The organism is Pectobacterium parvum, from assembly GCF_020971565.1.
Lineage (GTDB): Bacteria > Pseudomonadota > Gammaproteobacteria > Enterobacterales > Enterobacteriaceae > Pectobacterium > Pectobacterium polare.
Genome location: NZ_CP087392.1, coordinates 3,518,052 through 3,536,330, shown reverse-complemented (window position 1 = coordinate 3,536,330; position 18,279 = coordinate 3,518,052). Strand labels below are relative to the sequence as shown.

At 53.2% G+C, this 18,279-nt stretch carries 13 protein-coding genes; 9 read left to right on the top strand and 4 right to left on the bottom strand.

Annotated elements, in window-relative coordinates:
• The first annotated feature begins 156 nt into the window (after window positions 1-156).
• From LOZ86_RS15855 to LOZ86_RS15825, 7 genes are all read left to right on the top strand, one after another.
• On the top strand, window positions 157-1,803 hold the full coding sequence (locus LOZ86_RS15855; RefSeq protein ID WP_039485388.1) for a multidrug ABC transporter permease/ATP-binding protein: 1,647 nt from the start codon (window positions 157-159) through the stop codon (window positions 1,801-1,803).
• 206 nt (window positions 1,804-2,009) lie between these two features.
• The gene (locus tag LOZ86_RS15850; protein WP_039485390.1) at window positions 2,010-3,059 is read left to right on the top strand and encodes a type II asparaginase; all 1,050 of its coding nucleotides are present in this window, start codon (window positions 2,010-2,012) and stop codon (window positions 3,057-3,059) included.
• 281 nt (window positions 3,060-3,340) lie between these two features.
• Complete coding sequence (gene aroL, locus LOZ86_RS15845; RefSeq protein ID WP_039485393.1) at window positions 3,341-3,862, top strand: shikimate kinase AroL; 522 nt, start codon at window positions 3,341-3,343, stop codon at window positions 3,860-3,862.
• 140 nt (window positions 3,863-4,002) lie between these two features.
• The gene (ppnP, locus tag LOZ86_RS15840) at window positions 4,003-4,287 is read left to right on the top strand and encodes a pyrimidine/purine nucleoside phosphorylase (RefSeq protein WP_039485395.1); all 285 of its coding nucleotides are present in this window, start codon (window positions 4,003-4,005) and stop codon (window positions 4,285-4,287) included.
• Between the two features lie 275 nt (window positions 4,288-4,562).
• Window positions 4,563-5,843 carry a nucleoside permease gene (locus LOZ86_RS15835; protein WP_039485397.1) on the top strand — a complete coding sequence of 427 codons (1,281 nt, stop codon included), beginning with the start codon at window positions 4,563-4,565 and terminating at the stop codon, window positions 5,841-5,843.
• Window positions 5,840-6,841 (top strand): ADP-ribosylglycohydrolase family protein, encoded by a 1,002-nt coding sequence (locus LOZ86_RS15830; RefSeq protein ID WP_230242288.1) that lies wholly within the window; start codon window positions 5,840-5,842, stop codon window positions 6,839-6,841. Before LOZ86_RS15835 ends, LOZ86_RS15830 begins: the two co-directional genes overlap by 4 nt.
• Window positions 6,841-7,818 carry a PfkB family carbohydrate kinase gene (locus LOZ86_RS15825; protein WP_039485401.1) on the top strand — a complete coding sequence of 326 codons (978 nt, stop codon included), beginning with the start codon at window positions 6,841-6,843 and terminating at the stop codon, window positions 7,816-7,818. Before LOZ86_RS15830 ends, LOZ86_RS15825 begins: the two co-directional genes overlap by 1 nt.
• On the opposite strand, the gene LOZ86_RS15820 is transcribed toward LOZ86_RS15825, so the two are convergent.
• Complete coding sequence (locus tag LOZ86_RS15820; RefSeq protein ID WP_230242286.1) at window positions 7,792-8,538, bottom strand: GntR family transcriptional regulator; 747 nt, start codon at window positions 8,536-8,538, stop codon at window positions 7,792-7,794. The two genes, LOZ86_RS15825 and LOZ86_RS15820, sit on opposite strands and share 27 nt — an antisense overlap.
• Window positions 8,539-9,075: 537 nt before the next feature.
• On the opposite strand from LOZ86_RS15820, the gene LOZ86_RS15815 reads away from it, so the two are divergent.
• Window positions 9,076-10,866: a methyl-accepting chemotaxis protein gene (locus LOZ86_RS15815; protein WP_039485406.1), complete on the top strand. Its 1,791-nt coding sequence runs from the start codon at window positions 9,076-9,078 to the stop codon at window positions 10,864-10,866.
• A 93-nt stretch (window positions 10,867-10,959) separates the two neighbouring features.
• Here LOZ86_RS15815 and rdgC read toward each other — a convergent pair whose 3' ends face one another.
• Window positions 10,960-11,889, bottom strand: a complete 930-nt coding sequence (gene rdgC / locus LOZ86_RS15810) for a recombination-associated protein RdgC (RefSeq protein WP_039485408.1) — start codon at window positions 11,887-11,889, stop codon at window positions 10,960-10,962.
• A 289-nt stretch (window positions 11,890-12,178) separates the two neighbouring features.
• Between rdgC and mak the strand changes: the two genes are divergently transcribed.
• Entirely contained in the window at window positions 12,179-13,090 is a 912-nt protein-coding gene (gene mak, locus LOZ86_RS15805; protein WP_039485410.1) for a fructokinase, read from the top strand.
• Between the two features lie 3 nt (window positions 13,091-13,093).
• On the opposite strand, the gene LOZ86_RS15800 is transcribed toward mak, so the two are convergent.
• Window positions 13,094-16,777, bottom strand: coding sequence for an SbcC/MukB-like Walker B domain-containing protein (locus LOZ86_RS15800; RefSeq protein WP_039485413.1), 3,684 nt, complete (start codon window positions 16,775-16,777; stop codon window positions 13,094-13,096).
• Window positions 16,774-18,012, bottom strand: a complete 1,239-nt coding sequence (gene sbcD / locus LOZ86_RS15795) for an exonuclease subunit SbcD (protein WP_039485415.1) — start codon at window positions 18,010-18,012, stop codon at window positions 16,774-16,776. Before sbcD ends, LOZ86_RS15800 begins: the two co-directional genes overlap by 4 nt.
• Window positions 18,013-18,279 lie beyond the last annotated feature (267 nt).

Sequence of the window (18,279 nt, the reverse complement as noted above, 5' to 3'; positions counted from 1 at the left end):
TTCATCATGGGTTCTAATGCGCTATGCTAACGAGGCTGGATGGGGAATTTGGGGTAGGGCATCTGGCATAACGCTGGATATGAGAATTATTCTTGATATCACGGTCATCCCTATTACACTGCGAGCGATTGTTTTCATCAGAGAGACCAGGTTGTTATGGAGTTGCTCCGCATTGTTTACCAGCAGTACCGTTGGCCTTTCCTGGCCGTTATCCTGTTAAGTCTGTTGAGTGCCGCGCTGGGCATTGGGCTTATTGCCTTTATCAACCTGCAATTGATTGAAACGGTCAATCAGTCGTTGAGCGTATTGCCGCAATTTCTGGGCTTGCTGTTGCTCCTGATGGGCGTCACGCTGGTATCCCAACTAGCGCTGACCACGCTGGGGCACCATTTCGTTTATCGCCTACGTGGGCAATTTATCAAGCGTATTCTGGACACTAACATTGCCCGTATCGAACAGATCGGCAGTGCGCAACTGCTTGCCAGCTTGTCCAGCGATATCCGCAATATCACGATTGCGTTTGTGCGTCTGCCGGAGCTGATTCAGGGCATTGTGCTTACCATCGGTTCGGCCGCTTATCTGGCCTGGCTCTCCCCCAAAATGCTGGTGGTGACGTCCGTGTGGATTGCGATAACGCTCTGGGGCGGTTTTATGCTGGTTTCCCGCGTGTATCGCCATCTGACTCAGGTGCGGGAAGCGGAAGATCGTCTTCAGAAAGATTACGAAACCGTGATTAACGGGCGTAAAGAGCTGACACTCAATCGTGAACGGGCGCAGAAACTGTATGAAGAGGTTTATCAGGCTAATGCGCAGGATTACCGGCAGAATGTGATTCGTGCTGACACCTTTCACCTGAGTGCGGTGAACTGGTCGAATATTATGATGCTGGGTGTGATTGGCGCAGTCTTTTTCATGGCAAATAACCTCGGCTGGGCGGATACCAATGTGGCAGCGACGTACTCACTGACGCTGCTGTTTTTACGCACGCCGATGCTACAGGCCGTTGGCGCACTGCCGACGCTGCTGAGCGCACAAGTCGCGTTTAATAAGTTGAAACGTTTCGATTTAGCGGATTATCAGGAACCGTTTTCCGCTGCGGCTGCCCCTGCTGGCTGGCACACGCTGGAGCTGCGTGACGTGGTGTTTCGCTATGACGATTCCGGCTTTGAAGTCGGACCGATCAATCTGGTGATAACGCGTGGTGAACTGGTGTTTCTCATTGGCGGCAACGGCAGCGGAAAATCGACGCTGGCGATGCTCTTGACGGGGCTCTATACCCCGGTTTCCGGCTCGCTGCTGCTGGATAACCGGCCCGTTACGGCGGAAACGCGCGAGGATTACCAAAGGCTATTTTCTGCCATCTTTACCGACTTCCACCTGTTCGGGCAGATGATGGGGCCGCACGGAACGGAGCCGGATACGGCGCTGGTCGATAGCTGGCTGGATCGCCTGAACATGCGGCATAAGCTGACGCTGGAGAATCATCAGGTGATGAACTTACAGCTTTCTCAGGGGCAGCGTAAGCGTGTGGCGCTGCTGCTGGCCGTCGCCGAACAGCGGGACATCCTGCTGCTGGATGAATGGGCGGCCGATCAGGATCCGCAATTCCGCCGTGTGTTCTATCTTGAGCTGTTACCGCAGCTGCGCGCATTGGGGAAAACGATTGTGGCGATCAGCCATGACGATCACTACTTTGAACACGCCGATCGCCTGCTTGAAATGCATCAGGGAACGCTGTCAGAGCTGACGGGCGACGCGCGTGAACAGGCTTCGCAGGATGCCGTGGCGCAGATTAGTCGGTAACGTAAATCGGCGCGGTGGAATGCCGTGCTGTGAGGCATCACACATCGTTAACGTGAAGTCTGACAGGCATATATTAATTCGTTGAGTTCTGGGGCAGAATAAGCGCCAATGTTGGCAGGCTGCTAACAGAGTGGACGTTTTTTACTTACAGATCAGTCACCTGACGTATCTGGTCTGCCACTTAACTCAATAAGTTGGTATAGGTTATGAAAAGGATATTTAACGCATTATTCGTTGTTGTTTTTGTTTGTTTTTCGTCTCTGGCAAATGCGGCAGAAAATCTACCTAACATTGTCATTCTGGCCACGGGCGGTACGATTGCCGGTTCCGCTGCGGCCAATACGCAAACCACGGGGTATAAAGCCGGTGCGTTGGGCGTAGAGACGCTGATTCAAGCAGTGCCAGAGCTGAAAACGCTTGCCAATATTTCAGGCGAGCAGGTTGCCAGCATCGGCAGTGAAAATATGACCAGCGACGTGCTGCTGAAGCTGAGCAAGCGTGTGAACGAGCTGTTGGCACGCAGCGATGTTGATGGCGTGGTCATTACGCACGGTACGGATACGCTCGACGAATCGCCTTACTTTCTGAACCTGACGGTGAAGAGTGACAAACCGGTGGTCTTTGTCGCCGCGATGCGTCCGGCAACGGCAATCAGTGCCGACGGCCCAATGAACCTGTACGGCGCAGTAAAAGTGGCAGCGGATAAAAACTCTCGCGGTCGCGGCGTTTTAGTTGTGCTGAACGACCGTATTGGTTCTGCTCGTTTCATCAGCAAAACCAACGCTTCTACGCTGGACACCTTTAAAGCGCCAGAAGAAGGTTATCTGGGCGTGATTATCGGTGACAAAGTTTATTACCAGACGCGTCTGGATAAAGTTCACACCACGCGTTCCGTATTTGACGTGACCAACGTAGATAAACTGCCAGCTGTCGACATTATTTATGGCTATCAGGACGATCCAGAATATATGTATGATGCCTCTATCAAACACGGTGTAAAAGGCATCGTGTATGCGGGAATGGGCGCAGGTAGCGTATCCAAGCGCGGCGACGCCGGTATCCGTAAAGCGGAAAGCAAAGGTATCGTTGTTGTGCGTTCCAGCCGTACCGGCAGCGGCATCGTGCCACCGGATGCGGGCCAACCGGGTCTGGTTGCCGATTCTCTGAGCCCGGCTAAATCACGCATTCTGCTGATGCTGGCGCTGACGAAAACGACGAACCCAGCGGTAATTCAGGATTATTTCCACGCGTATTAATCACCCGATCGATTTGTAGTGTGATGGCCCCGCCTTTAAACACGGGGCTTTTTATTTCCTGTCATCCCATTTTTACTTTTGGTTATTCAACTTTTCGTTTCCACTGAGAAGTCACTTCCCTCTCTGTTGATTTTATCGGTATGATTCAGCCCACGACAAAGCAGGTAATCACCCCCATTTATCTTGGATACCCGAAATAGTTCGAGTTGCGGGACAGCCAACGCGCGTGCAGCTTGAAATATGACGGAATAGGTGAGTAAAAAAGAAGGATACGTCATTACATGACACACCCCATTTTTATGGTTGGTGCCAGAGGCTGTGGGAAGACCACCGTTGGGCATCAACTGGCGCAGGCGTTAGGATATGACTTTGTCGATACCGACCTGTTTATGCAGCAGACCACCAATATGACGGTGGCTGATGTGGTTGCGCAGGAAGGATGGCATGGGTTCCGCCAGCGCGAAAGTCTGGCGCTTCAGCAGGTGACGTCCAACCGCTGCATCGTCGCGACAGGCGGCGGTATGGTGCTGGCGGAAGCCAATCGGCGCTTTATGCATGATAAAGGCACCGTCATTTACCTCCATGCGGATGCCGAACTGCTAGCTCAGCGGCTGGAAGAAAACCCGCAGGATAATCAGCGGCCGACGTTGACCGGTCGCCCTATTGCCGAGGAAATGGCTGATGTACTGGCCGCGCGCGAGGCGCTTTATCGCGGTGTCGCGCACCACGTCATCGATGCATCGCAAACGCCGGAAGCGATTGTGGCAAGCGTGTTGAAAGCGCTGCGCTCGTCGGCTGCATAGGTCGGTGAGCCGGATACTGGCAAAATAATCACCAGCCAGTGTTACCGAACACCAACTTTCAATGAATAGATCGTGACAGTGGCTCGACTCTCCTTTTAAGATGAATTTCCTGAATTTTTTCGATGATAGGGTGCCGCGCTATGCTGAATGTAAATGAGTATTTTGCAGGGAAGGTCAAATCAATCGGTTTTGAAGGCGACAGCATTGGCCGCGCCAGTGTCGGCGTCATGGATGCGGGTGAATACACCTTTGGAACCGCACAGCCGGAAGAAATGACGGTGATCACCGGAGCATTGAAAGTACTGCTGCCAGGCGCACCGGATTGGCAGGTTTTCACACCGGGAGAAACGTTTTTCGTTCCGGGAAAAAGTGAGTTCAACTTACAGGTGGTCGAACCGACCTCTTATCTGTGTAAGTACCTGTAGTGTAAGTACCTGTAATAGCTATTCTATCTCTGTAGAGTAGATCATTCTCGCTGCGTTATGTACGACATAACGCGGCGTTTTTTATCCTAGTCCTGCCTTACTCCCCTTATTCCCCCAGCGCGGTTAGCGCCTTTCTCTGCCATTCTTCCCCGGATGGTAATAAATAATGCTGCAAAAATGTTAAGTAGCTCAAGTAATGAACGCAAAGGTATTTAAAAGGTATTATTAATTGGTATTTTAAAGGTGTACCTTACTCTGTCATGAAGGATGTAAATATGAAAACTACAGCAAAGCTGTCGTTCATGATGTTCGTTGAATGGTTTATCTGGGGAGCCTGGTTCGTTCCACTCTGGCTTTATCTGAGCAAAAGCGGATTTACGGCGGGTGAAATCGGTTGGTCATATGCCTGTACTGCGATTGCCGCAATTCTGTCGCCGATACTGGTGGGATCGCTCACCGATCGCTTCTTTGCCGCGCAAAAAGTGCTGGCGGTATTGATGTTCGCCGGGGCGATACTGATGTACCTGGCGGCGCAGCAAACGGAGTTTATGTATTTCTTCCCGCTGCTGTTGGCCTATTCGTTGACCTACATGCCGACGATTGCACTGACTAACAGCATCGCCTTCTCGCATGTGGCCGATGTAGAACGGGATTTTCCACGCATCCGGGTATTGGGAACGATTGGCTGGATCGCCTCCGGGATCGTCTGTGGTTTTCTGCCGACATGGCTTGGATTTAGCGATATTTCGCCCACCAATGTTCCGCTGCTGATTACCGCTGCCAGCTCAGCGTTGCTCGGCGTCTTTGCCTTTTTCCTGCCCAATACGCCACCAAAAAGCACTGGCAAGATGGATGTTAAGGTCATGTTGGGGCTGGACGCGCTTGTGCTGTTGAAAGACAAAAACTTTCTGGTGTTTTTTGTCTGCTCCTTCTTATTCGCGATGCCGCTGGCGTTTTATTACATTTTTGCCACGGGCTTCCTCACCGAAGTCGGTATGAAGAATGCGACAGGCTGGATGACGCTGGGCCAATTCTCTGAAATCTTCTTTATGCTGGCTCTGCCGTTTTTCACCAAGCGTTTTGGTATTAAAAAGGTATTGTTGCTGGGGCTGGTGACAGCGGCTATCCGCTATGTCTTTTTCGTCTACGGCGACGCTTACCACTACTTCACGTATGCACTGCTGTTCCTCGGCATTCTGCTGCACGGCGTGAGTTACGATTTTTACTATGTGACCGCCTATATCTACGTTGATAAAAAAGCGCCGGTGCATATGCGCACGGCCGCGCAGGGGCTGATTACGCTCTGCTGTCAGGGCTTCGGCAGCCTGTTGGGATATCGTCTGGGTGGCGTGATGATGGAGAAACTTTTCGCCCACGGTGAGCCGGTGAACGGCCTGACCTTTAACTGGACCGGCATGTGGCTGTTTGGTGCGGTGATGATCGCGATTATTGCGCTGATCTTTATCCTGTTTTTCCGTGAATCGGATAAGACGATCTCGACCATTGATGTAGACGGTGCAAAAAACAAGCATTTCAGTACAGAGGAAAGCAAATGAAACAAGAACGTATTCTCGGTGCCTTATACGGCCAGGCTGTAGGGGATGCGATGGGCATGCCATCGGAACTGTGGCCCCGAACGCGTGTGAAAGCGCATTTTGGCTGGATTGATCGCTTTTTACCCGGCCCGGCGGAAAACAATGCGGCGTGCTATTTTGGCCGTGGTGAGTTTACGGATGATACTTCGATGGCGCTGAGTCTGGCTGATGCCATCATTGAATGTGATGGCGACATCAATGCCGATGCGATTGGCCGCCACATCCTGAAATGGGCGGAATCGTTCGATGCATTTAATAAGAATGTACTCGGCCCAACCTCTAAAATTGCGTTGAAGGCGATTCGTCAGGGCACACCGGTCAGCGAGCTGGAAAATAATGGCGTCACGAACGGCGCGGCGATGCGGGCGTCCCCGCTAGGCTGTCTGCTGCCTGCGCACGATCTTGATGAATTCATCGATCAGGTGGCGCTGGCATCCAGCCCGACCCATAAATCCGATTTGGCGATTGCGGGAGCGGTCGTCGTTGCCTGGGCGATTTCCCGGGCGATTGACGGTACCAGCTGGCAGGAGATTGTCGATGCGTTGCCGTCTGTGGCACGCCACGCGCAGGAAAAGCGTATCACGACGTTTAGCGCCTCCCTTGCCGCACGTCTGGAGCTGGCACTGAGTATCGTGCGCCGTGCAAACGGGACGGAAAGCGCTAGCGAGCAGCTTTATCAGCTGATTGGCGCGGGAACGAGCACCATTGAATCCGTTGCTACCGCCATCGCGATGGTTGAATTGGCGCAGACCGATCCAAATCGCTGTGCGATTCTGTGCGCCAACCTCGGAGGGGATACCGACACTATCGGGGCGATGGCAACCGCAATATGCGGTGCGCTGCACGGGGTCACGGCGATTGATGCCGCGCTGAAGCAGGAGCTGGATGACATTAACCAGCTTGATTTTCGTCGCTACGCCAGCCTGCTCCAGCAATACCGCTCCGCACGGGAGGCGTGATGAAGGCCAGCGAACTTGCCGCAAAACTGGATGGGCTAACGACACGTCAGCCGCTGACCATCATCGGGGCGGCGGTGATTGACGTGATTGCCGATGCTTACGCCCTGCCGTATCGCGGGTGTGATATCGAACTGAAGCAGCAAAGTGTGAATATTGGCGGCTGTGCCTTGAATATTGCCATTGCGCTTAAACGCCTTGGGATAGCCGCACAAAACGCCTTGCCTGTCGGGCAGGGCGTGTGGGCGGATATCATTCGTCATAGTCTGGAAAAGCAAAACATCACCACGGTGGTACAAACCGATTCGGGAGACAACGGCTGGTGTCTGGCGCTGGTTGAACCGGACGGTGAACGGACTTTTATGTCCTTCAGCGGGGTTGAGAATCAGTGGAGCGACAGTTGGCTGGCGTCGTTATCCGTCGCATCGGGGAGTTTGGTCTACCTTTCTGGCTATCAACTGGCGGCACCGTGCGGTGAACGGCTGGTGAGCTGGCTGGAAAATTTGCATAACGTCACGCCATTCATCGATTTTGGCCCACGCATTGCCGATATACCGGCAAGCCTGATGGCTCGCATTATGGCGCTTCGCCCTGTGGTTTCCCTTAATCGTCAGGAAGCGGATGTGGCGGCGGACATGCTCGGCGTGTCGGCTGATGTGCAAACGCTGGGACGAGCCTGGCAGGCGGCGTATCGTGCCCCAGTGATTATTCGTCAAGACAAAGCGGGAGCGTGGTATTTCGATGCGGCTTCTGAAGGCATCGTCGCCCCGTTTCCGGCAACGGTGGTGGATACTATCGGGGCAGGGGACAGTCACGCGGGCGGGACGCTGGCTGGTTTGGCCGCTGGGTGGCCGTTGGCCGATGCCGTCACGCTGGGGAACGCCGTTGCGGCGTATGTCGTGAGCCACCGCGGCGGAGACTGTGCGCCTACGTTGGATGAACTGCGTACGCGGTTACTCCTCGCAGATGAAAACGTATAGATCGCTACGGCAATAGCTGATGCTGTACTCGATGGGCCGGTTCTGCGGGTCGAGCGCAATCTGCTTGATGACCAGAACCGGTACTTTATTATCAAGCTGAATGTGTGACTGAAACTCGGCATCGGGCATACGGGCGCTGACGCGGCTGCGTGTACGCTGCGGATTGATGTTCTGGCTACGAAAATAGTCATAAAGCGAGACGCCGATATCTTCAGCGTCAGCGATCAGAACAACAGGAACATACGATTCTTCAATCGAAACGGCGTCCTCATCCACATAGCGAATACGTTTCAACAGAAAAACGGGGGTGTCTGGCGCAATAGCCAACTGCTCGGCCACTTCCTTGCTGCTTTTTACGATCTGTTTGTTTACCCACAGCGTATTGGGCTTTTTGCCCCGCAGCACGACCTGCTGTGAAAATCCGCGCGCCTCTTTCAACGAATATTCGAAAATATTATTGATTTGCGTCCCGTAGCCGCGCACGCGGGTCACCACGCCTTCTTCTTCCAGCATTTGCATCGCTTTGCGCACGGTAATGCGGGATACGCCGGCTAACTGACTCAGGTCACGTTCTCCCGGCAGAATATTGCCATGTTCCAATGCACCGCTGCGCACGGCGTTTTTTACCGTTTCGGCAAACTTTAGATAGAGTGGGGTATTATCTGCTGTCGCAAAGCGCTGAGTAAGCTGTTCTATTAATCGAGTATGCGCGTGTTCCATTCTTCTCTGATCCTGATCGGTTTGCGTAGAGGCAATAATACCACTGGTATTATTGCCTCTATACTGAAAATGGCAATCGCGGCGTTGCCACATAAAATAAAGTATATTTAGTGATTTTTAGCATGTTTACCTGTCACGAAAACGTCATCTATTCTTTGTAACGCTCATCATTAATTCCATATATGAGTTATTTTATTTAATGGTGTTTATTAATTAATAGCGTAAAAGAATGTCGTGGTTATTAGGAATAATCCCATGATTGTTAAAATACAACAGATTACGGCATTCACCGATAATTTTATGTTATGGGGGTGAATAAGTTTTTTGTTCTTTTTATTTTCTTTAAACTGGGTTTTCGTGTTGGTTTGTTGGTTGGAAGTCCATTTGGTGTCTTTTTTTGTATAAAGGTTTGGTTGAACGTATTAATTATTTTTCTGCGTTTTAAGATAAATGGCGGTTGTGGAATGTGATCGCATTCAAGTTTTATTTTGCTGTGCCGTTATGGATAGTATAACTATTCTATGCAAAGAGTATTTTATGCTGAAAACGACTCGCTCCCGCATCCTTGCGGCCTGTTCGACCATTGTTGTGCTTTCACTGGTTATCAATACCTTTCTTAATTACACCATCGCCAATAACGCTAATAAGGAATCGATCCAGAATACGCTGAATGCGGTAGCTACTAGCCATAGTATTGCGATTAGCGACTGGGTTGCTTCTAAAACGCTGATGATTTCTGCGTTGCATGACCGTGTCATGACTGATGAGGATCCGATTCCGCTGTTCAAACAGCTTGCGGCATCCGGCGGCCTCCTGAATGTGTACATGGGGTATGCCAACGGCACGGCCAAGTTTGCCGATTCTGGCGGTATTCCTCCCGATTACAACCCAACGATCCGCCCCTGGTATCAGCAGGCGGTGAAAGAGGGCAAACCGCTGGTCACAGCCCCCTACGTTGATGCGGTGACGAATACACTGGTGGTTTCTTTCGTTGCTTCCGTGGTGGATGGCGGAACGGTCAGAGGCGTCGTCGGTAGCGATGTCACGATGAACAGCGTGATTGAAAACGTCAAAGCGATTAACCCAGCCAAAGATAGCTTCGGTGTGCTTATCGAGCGTAGCGGTCTGATCATTGCTCACCCGGATGAAAAACTGACGCTGAAAAATATCACCGACATCGCTCCTGGGATCGATCTGAACGACATTCTTTCCGCAGATAGCGCCCGCGATGTGGATTTTTCTGGGTCGACAAAGCTCGTGGTGGCAAAACCGATTGCTGGCACGAACTGGTTCATGCTGGTGGCGTTGGATAAAGCCGAAGCGACAGCGGGCATGCGTTCTCTGCTGTCTACCTCTGTGATCACGCTAGTCGTTATCGCTCTGCTGGGCACGCTGGTGATTGGTTTCATCATTGCCTCAGCGCTCAAGCGTCTGCTGCAAATCCGCGATGCGATGGATGATATCAGCAGCGGTAATAACGATCTGACACAGCGTCTGCCGGATGAAGGGTATGATGAAGTGGCGCAAATTGCGCGCTCGTTTAATATCTTCGTCGATAAGATCAGTCAGGTAATGATGCAGATTCGGGATATCAGTGCATCGCTTCAGGTCGCGGCGGATGAAATCTCTGCGGGGAACAACGATCTCTCTGCGCGTACTGAATCTGCGGCGTCGAGCATTCAGCAAACCGCAGCCTCGCTGGAAGAAATTTCTGCGGCGGTCACGCAGTCGGCAGGTTCTGCACAGCAGGTTAACGCCAAAGCGCTGCTGCTGTCGAAAGATGCCGGTACGGGCGGAAAAGTGGTGTCCGATGTGATTGTCACGATGGAAGAGATCGTGGTCGCGTCTGGCAAAATCGGCGATATCATCGGTGTGATCGATGGCATTGCATTCCAGACTAACATTCTGGCGCTTAACGCCGCGGTAGAAGCCGCGCGAGCGGGCGAACAGGGGCGTGGTTTCGCCGTGGTTGCTGGTGAAGTTCGCAGTCTGGCACAGCGCAGTGCGCAGGCCGCAAAAGAAATTAAAGCGCTGATTGAAGCGACGGTCTCCAGCGTGACCTCTGGCTCCGTGCAGGTTCGTCAGGCCAGCGACACGATGAATGAAATTGTCGGCGGCGTCTCTACGGTGAGTTCGGTGATGTCTGAAATCACGCATGCGGCAGATGAGCAAATGCGTGGCATCAACGAGATCAACAAAGCGGTCGCACAGTTGGATTCGATGGTGCAACAAAACGCCGCGCTGGTGCAGGAATCTGCCGCTGCGTCGGGTGCGTTGCAGTCACAAGCTGAAGAACTGAACGCCGTTGTCGGGGCATTCCGAGTTTAACGGGTTCAGGCACTAAAGAGGTATTGCCCGCCAGAACGCTGGCGGGCAATCGCCGACTGCATTAACAATCGACTGCATTAACAGTCAACAGTATTAACGCTGAGCTTCTCCGCCCAGCGCCTCAATCAGATTTGCAACCAATGCCGCCAGCTCGCTGGTCATCAAAATGAAATCGGCATCAAACCGCTGAGCAAAATCTTCCCGATCGATATCGTCGTTTTGTTCCCGCAGCGTATCAGAGAACTTCAAGCGTTTTACCGAACCGTCCTCAGACAAGACCAACTGAATCCGTTCCTGCCAGTCCAGCGCTAGCTTGGTAACCAGTTTGCCAGCTTCAATGTGTACGGCAATTTCATCGCAGACCAAATCCTGTTTTTTACAGCGGATAACGCCGCCGTCTTCCAGAATGGCTTTCAGCTCTGCTTCATCCTGTAGCGCAAAACCTGCCGCTGGTTCACCGGAGCGAACCCACTCGGTCAGCGTCAGTTCGATAGGATTTTCCATCGTCAGCGGTACAACAGGCAGCGAACCCAGCGTTTTACGCAGCAGTGCCAGCGTATCTTCCGCTTTTTTGGCGCTGGCAGCATCGACCATAATCAGGCCGTTAACCGTATCGATCCACAGCCAAACCTGACTGAAACGGCTGAATGCACGCGGCAGTAGGCTATGCAGCACTTCGTCTTTCAGCGAGTCTTTTTCGGTTTTTTTCAGCTTGCGGTGCTGTTCCGCTTCCAGACGTTCAATCTTGGCCTGAAGGGTTTGCTTGATGACCGGGGACGGCAGGATTTTTTCTTCTTTGCGGACGCAGATAACGATTTGCCCATTAACGACGTGCGTTAAGGCATCGCTATGGGATCCCATCGGCGATACCCAACCCGTTTTCATCATATCCTGACTACCGCACGGGGTGAACGCGAAAGCGCTGAGCCGTTTTTCCAGTTCATCCGCAGATAAAACGTTATCTTTGGACAGCACGCTGTCTCGGCTTAGGCGGTAAATCATTAAGTTCTTAAACCACAACATGGTGTTATCCCTGACTGGGCGCGCAGGTTTGCACGCGGGTTTGTAATGTTGCGCGCATGATAACGAATTCGAGACGGTTATGTGGAATAAAATACCGGGATTCAGAGGAATACCTATCACGCTTTGAATGGCAGCGGATTGGTTTCTCTGGTTATACCCGTCATACTTCAAGCGGCATGTGCGTTGGCTGCACGACTCGAATTATTTAGGGTTTCTATCTATAAATCAGAACGTTTTCAGGTCGGTAGTGAATTTACTCTGGCCTATTTACAACACGCGGGGAGACATCATGAGAATCGGTATCGATCTAGGCGGGACGAAAACGGAAGTCATTGCACTGGATGACGAGGGGCAGGAACGTTTTCGGCAGCGTATGCCGACGCCAAGAAATGACTACCCGGAAACGCTGCGGACTATCGCCACGCTGGTGGAGATGGCTGAAAAAGCGACCGGCTCTCGAGGTAGCGTCGGTGTGGGGATCCCCGGTACGCTATCGCCGTTTACCGGTAAGGTAAAAAATGCCAACTCCACCTGGCTCAACGGTCAGGCGCTGGATCGCGATCTCGCCACGCTGCTGAATCGGCCTGTGCGGGTTGCCAATGACGCGAACTGTTTCACGGTTTCAGAAGCGGTTGACGGTGCTGGGGCAGGCAAGCAGACCGTTTTCGCCGTTATTATCGGAACCGGCTGCGGATCGGGCATTGCGCTGAACGGTCAGGCTCACGTCGGCGGCAACGGTATTGCGGGTGAATGGGGGCATAACCCGCTGCCCTGGATGGATGACGATGAGCTGCGCTATCGGCAGACGGTTCCCTGCTACTGCGGCAAGTCCGGCTGTATTGAATCCTTTATTTCCGGTACGGGATTTGCGCTGGATTACCAACGCCTGAGCGGTCAGCCGCACAAGGGCGAGGCGATTATTGCCTTAGCGGAGCAGGGCGACCCTGTCGCAGAGCTGGCGTTACAGCGCTATGAACATCGTCTGGCAAAATCGCTGGCGCATGTGATTAATCTGCTCGACCCCGATGTCGTGGTGCTGGGGGGCGGAATGAGCAACGTTGCTCGCCTTTATCAGACCGTGCCGGAAAAGATTAAACCGTGGATCTTCGGCGGTGAGTGCGAAACGCCCGTGCTTCAGGCCATACACGGCGACTCCAGCGGGGTACGCGGAGCCGCATGGCTCTGGCCGAAGACGGAATAATGGCTAAACGGCGTACTGCGGCGCCAGCCGGCTGACGCCTAGCCCGTTAACCTTCTGCACTTTGATCTGTACCGGAATACGCTCTTTCATGGCTTCGACATGGCTAATGACGCCGATGGTTTTACCGGAGGCGTTCAGATTATCGAGGGCATCCAGCGCGATATCCAGCGTCTCGGCATCCAGCGTGCCGAAGCCTTCATCCAGAAACAGCGAGTCGATGCTGGCTTTGTGGCTGACCAAATCGGATAGCGCCAGCGCCAGCGACAAACTCACTAAGAAGCTCTCGCCGCCGGACAGCGTACGCGTATCACGCTCGGCGTCCGCTTGCCAGGTATCCATCACCAGCAACTCCAGATCGTCGCCGGGCTTCCGTTTCAGCATATAGCGCCCGTGCAGGCGGGAAAGCTGGAGATTGGCAAGATAAACCAGATGATCCAACGTTAGCCCCTGAGCAAACTTACGGAATTTATGCCCGCTTTGTGAACCGATGAGCGTATTAAGACAGCTCCAGTCGTCATATATTTGCTGACTTTGGGCGATCTCATTGAGCAAATCTTGCTGGTTCTGGCGATGTTGTCGATCGTTAGCCAACTGATGCTGGAACTCTCCCTGCTGCCGCAGGTTCGCTTTCAGCGTTTCATCCAGCGTTGCCAACTGTTGCTGTACCGCTTCCTGCGTGGCATCTTCCATCAGGGAAGCGGGGCGCTTTTGTTGATGGGCGAGCAGATCCTGCTCAGCCTGCTGATGAAGGGCCGCCGCCTGCTGCAAACGCTGATACAGTTCTTCCTTCCATGCCTGCAACGTCTGGCGTTCCTGCTCATCAAGCAGCGCATTGAGGAACGTGGCTTCATCGGCGAAAGTGCTTTGTTGCAAAGCCTGAATAAAACGTTCGGTCGCACTTTCATGCTGGCGCGTGCTCTGTTCATACTGCTGTTGCGTGCTAGCCAGCTCTCCCGTCAGACGGCTCAACGCCGTTTCGGTTTGCTGACGAGCTGACAGGGCTAGCCTGAGCGCATCGTCATACTGCTGGCTGGTGCGCTGTAGCTGTTCGCGTACAGCCGCGATTTGTCTGTCGCCGAAAAGTGCCTGTCGCTCTTTTTGGCTCGCGTTGAGCAACGCGAGGAGCTGTTCCACGTGCTGTTGCTGGGTTTGGAGCTGTTGTTTTGACTCGGTCACGCTGCGATTCAGATGCTGAAGATCGCTTTCCAGCGTTGCTAATAGAGGAACTAAGCGAGATTGCTCCTGTTCTTTGGTTTTCCAGACCTGCCACTCGTTCTCGCGCTGAGCCAGCCAGTCATTCTGTGCGTCGGCTTCAGGTAGAACAAGGCTTAAGGTTGCCAGCGTCTGCGTGATTTCCTGAGTGTGCTGCGTGATCTGCTGGTGCACGTTTTGCAGCGACAGCTCGATTTCTTGCTGCGTAACGCTTAGCGAAGTTTGCTGCTGGGTGTTGAGCGCGATTTTCTGGTCGAGTTCCCGCTGCACTGCCTCTGCGGCAGTCAGTAAATCCTTACTTTCCTGCCACTGTTTTTGCAATTGCTCGCGTGCGGTAATCTGCTGTCGAATAGCCTGTTCTTCGGCTTCATTTTGCGTAAGCCAGACTGCGATCTCATCCGGTTGTTCCAGCGTGTAGTTAACTTGTAAGCGCTCACTGACATCTTGCCACTGTTGCCGCAGGGCATGATGTTCGCTATCGAGCTGAGCGATCTCCTGTTGTAGCTGTTCCCGCTGTTGCGCTAGCGAGGCCAACTGTGCAGTCGTATTCGCCAGCGCTGTCGTTAACTGGTTCACTTCCTGCTGTAGCGCCGTCAGGCGGCTTTGGGTTTCAGACGGTTGCAGCGCCTGATAGCGTTCGATAGCCGGATGCTCGGTTGAACCACATAGCGGACACGCGTCTCCAGCCTGGAGCCGCTGGCGTTCGGCTTCCAGCTTAACGATACGCTCTTCCTGCCGGAGCACCGTTTCTAGATCGACCAGATGCTGGCTTCGCTGCTCATACTCAGATTGCTGCTGTTTCTTCAATATTTCTGACTGGCTGATATGCCCTTGTACCTCATCCTGCTTGGCTAGGTACTGTTGTTTGCGAACGTGCAGGCGCTGGAACTGGTCGCTGATTGTCGCGAGCCGTTGGCGTTCAGCGCGCTGGTCAATGCGTTGATTAAACTGCTGTTGCAGGGTGGAAAGCGACTGGTGCGCGTCCTGTTTTTGCTGTGTCTCATCGTGTTGCATGAACTGCTGACGGGCGGCATCAACGACCGCTTGTTGTTCACGCTGCTCTGCCGCCAGCGTCACCGTCTCTTGCTGTAGCACTGCCGACTGTGCGGTGTGCTGCGTCTGTTTTTGCTTCAGCTTCTCTTGCTCGTCCTGAAGCTGGCGCAATTGCCGGAACTGGGTGCGCCACAGAGGAAGTTGTTCTCCCCACTGCTGATGATGCGCGTGTTGCTGGCGGTAAGACTGGATCTGTTCAAGCTGCTGTGTAGCCTGCTGCTGTTCTGCCGCTGTCTGGGTTTGTTTGCTTTCATCGGCGTGCAGACGAGCCTGTGTTTTTGCCAGTTCATCCTGCTGCTGCACTTTTTGTTGCACCAGCGTAGTAATGCGATGGTCAAGTGGCACAACCTGTTCGTTGATCACTTGCTCTTGCTGCTGGCGTACCCGTTTGTGCTCACTAACCTCCAGCTCTGCTTTTTCTTCCTGCTGGCGTAGCGCGGTTAACATCACCTGCTCGGCGGCCTGCTTCCCGGTCAGTTGTTCAATACGCTGTGCCAGCGTAAGAGATTCCTGTCGATAGCGCTCTCGTTCCTGATGTAGCGGCCTCAGTTTTTCTGCTGGTTCGCTGTGAGTTAACCTGTCGAGCTGCGGTTTAGCCTGCTGAATAGCGGATTCGGCGCTCGCATGTTGCGCCTGCGTGTTGGCTAGCTGAGCGTGCTGCTGCGTCAGTTGCTCAAACCAGCGCAGCGTAGTCAGCGCTTGCTCACGTTCTACGTTGCCCCGTTGCTCCTGCTGGATCAGCTCGGCAAGCTGTTCTTCCACCTGCTGACGCTGGTCATCGGTCAGCAGTTGAATGCCTGATGCGCGCGCCTGTAGCGTGTTCAGTGCGACGTTTGCCTGCTTGTGCTTGTCATAGACACGTTCGGAAATCAGGCCGTAGATGTCCGTGCCGGTCAGCTCTTCCAGCAGTTCCGCTCGGTCATCTGCTTTGGCGTTGAGGAAGGCGGCAAATTGCCCCTGCGACAGCATCATGGATCGCGTGAAGCGGCCGAAATCCAGCCCGGTGAGCTGTGTGATCATCTCTTTCTTATCATTGAGCTTTTCACACAGAATTTTGCCGTCTTCAATGAGCGCGAGTTCAGCTTTGGGAGACTGTAAGTTGCCGTCTGGCGCGTTTCTTGCCCGACGCTGGCTCCAGAAGGCGCGATATCCGACGCCTTTAACCTCGAACTCAACCTCAGCAAGGCACTCTGCGGTATTACGCGTCATCAGGTCATTCTGGCTGGCGGAAAGCAGGCCAAGCCGTGGCGTTTCGTGATACAGCGCCAGACAGATCGCATCCAGCAGCGTGGTTTTTCCCGCGCCGGTCGGGCCGGTAATGGCAAATAAGCCGTTGCTGGAAAACGGCTCCTGTGTGAAATCGATCTTCCATTCGCCTTTCAGCGCATTAAGGTTCTTTAAGCGCAGACTGAGAATCTTCATTTGGCCGTCTCGCTATTTTCCAGTTCATCAATAACCTGATTAAACAGCGTGCGAACACGCTGCTGGCGGCTGTCTTCCATGTCTGTCTCCGTTGCCAGACGACGTTCAAAAACGTCATGTACGCTCAGTTCGTTCAGCGTTTCCTTGTCCTGTCGGGTAATCGCCTGCAGGCGCTGTTCACGCGTGCGGCGCAGCAGCAACACCTCCACGGGCAGGTTCTCGGTCATCGCCTGAATGCGTTTTTGCATGTCGCTCAGATAATCCTGCGTGTTGATTTCAATATCCAACCACACGGGTTTATCGCCCTGATAGTTCTGGAAGGTGGCCAGCTGTTTTTCAATATCGCTCAGGCTGCCTTTAATCAGCTGCATCGGCTGAGTCATGGGAATCGGCAGGATGTCTATCTGCGGAGGTGTTTGCGGTGACGTGTCAGGTGCAAAGCTCACCAGACAAACGGATTTTTCACTGTTTAGTTCATCAAAACTCAACGGGATGGGCGAACCGCTGTAGCGAATGTGCTCGCTTTGGGTCACGCGCTGTGGGCGGTGAATATGGCCGAGCGCGATATAATCCGCAGGAGGAAAAGCCTGAGCAGGGAAGGCATCGAGCGTACCAATATAGATATCGCGCACGGATTCCGAGGCGGTTGCGCCAATCGTCGTCAGGTGCCCGGTTGCGATAATCGGCAGCGGCAGGCCAAGCTCGTCGCGCTTTTGGCAAGCCAGTTGGTAACACTGCTGGTAGTGCGCGGTAATCGCTTCCTGTAGCGCCAGCTGTTTTTCATCCCCGGATTGCCCGGCTTTGCTGGTCAATACATCACGCGGACGTAAAAAAGGAATTGCACAGAGCAGGGCACCGGGCTGCCGCTGACGGTTTTCCAGCAGAAGCACCTGTTGGGCCGGATCGTCGCTGGCGCAGGCAATCACCCGTGTGTTCAGGCAGGCAAGCAGCTCGCGGGATTCGTTTAGCATCGCGACAGAATCGTGGTTACCACCGAGAACGATGAGCTGGCAGCCTGTGCGCTGTAGCGCGACCACGAAGCTATAATACATTTCCCGCGCATAGCTGGGGGGCGAGCCGTTATCAAAAATATCGCCAGCAACGATAATGGCATCGACCTGATGTTGTTCCACCTGAACGATAAGCCAGTTTAGAAAAGCCTGATGCTCAGCAGCGCGACTTTTGGTATAAAAATATTGCCCTAAATGCCAATCGGCGGTGTGGATAATGCGCATCGTGTTCTCTCGATATTCATGCCGCGTGGCGGTGGATGACGTTGTCATTATTTATTATGTGAAAGGGTGTGTCGTCGCCATGGTGCTTTGTCATCGTAATGCCATGATTATATATAGCAGGGATGGCGGCTGTCGCGGTGGAATCAGGAGTTTGGAAAGCGGCTCGAAAAATCGGATGTACGCGCTGTAACAATCGTGCAGAGCGGTCCGTGCGTTTTTCATAAATCTGTCATAAAACTGACGCATAATGCCTCCGCCTGCTAACAG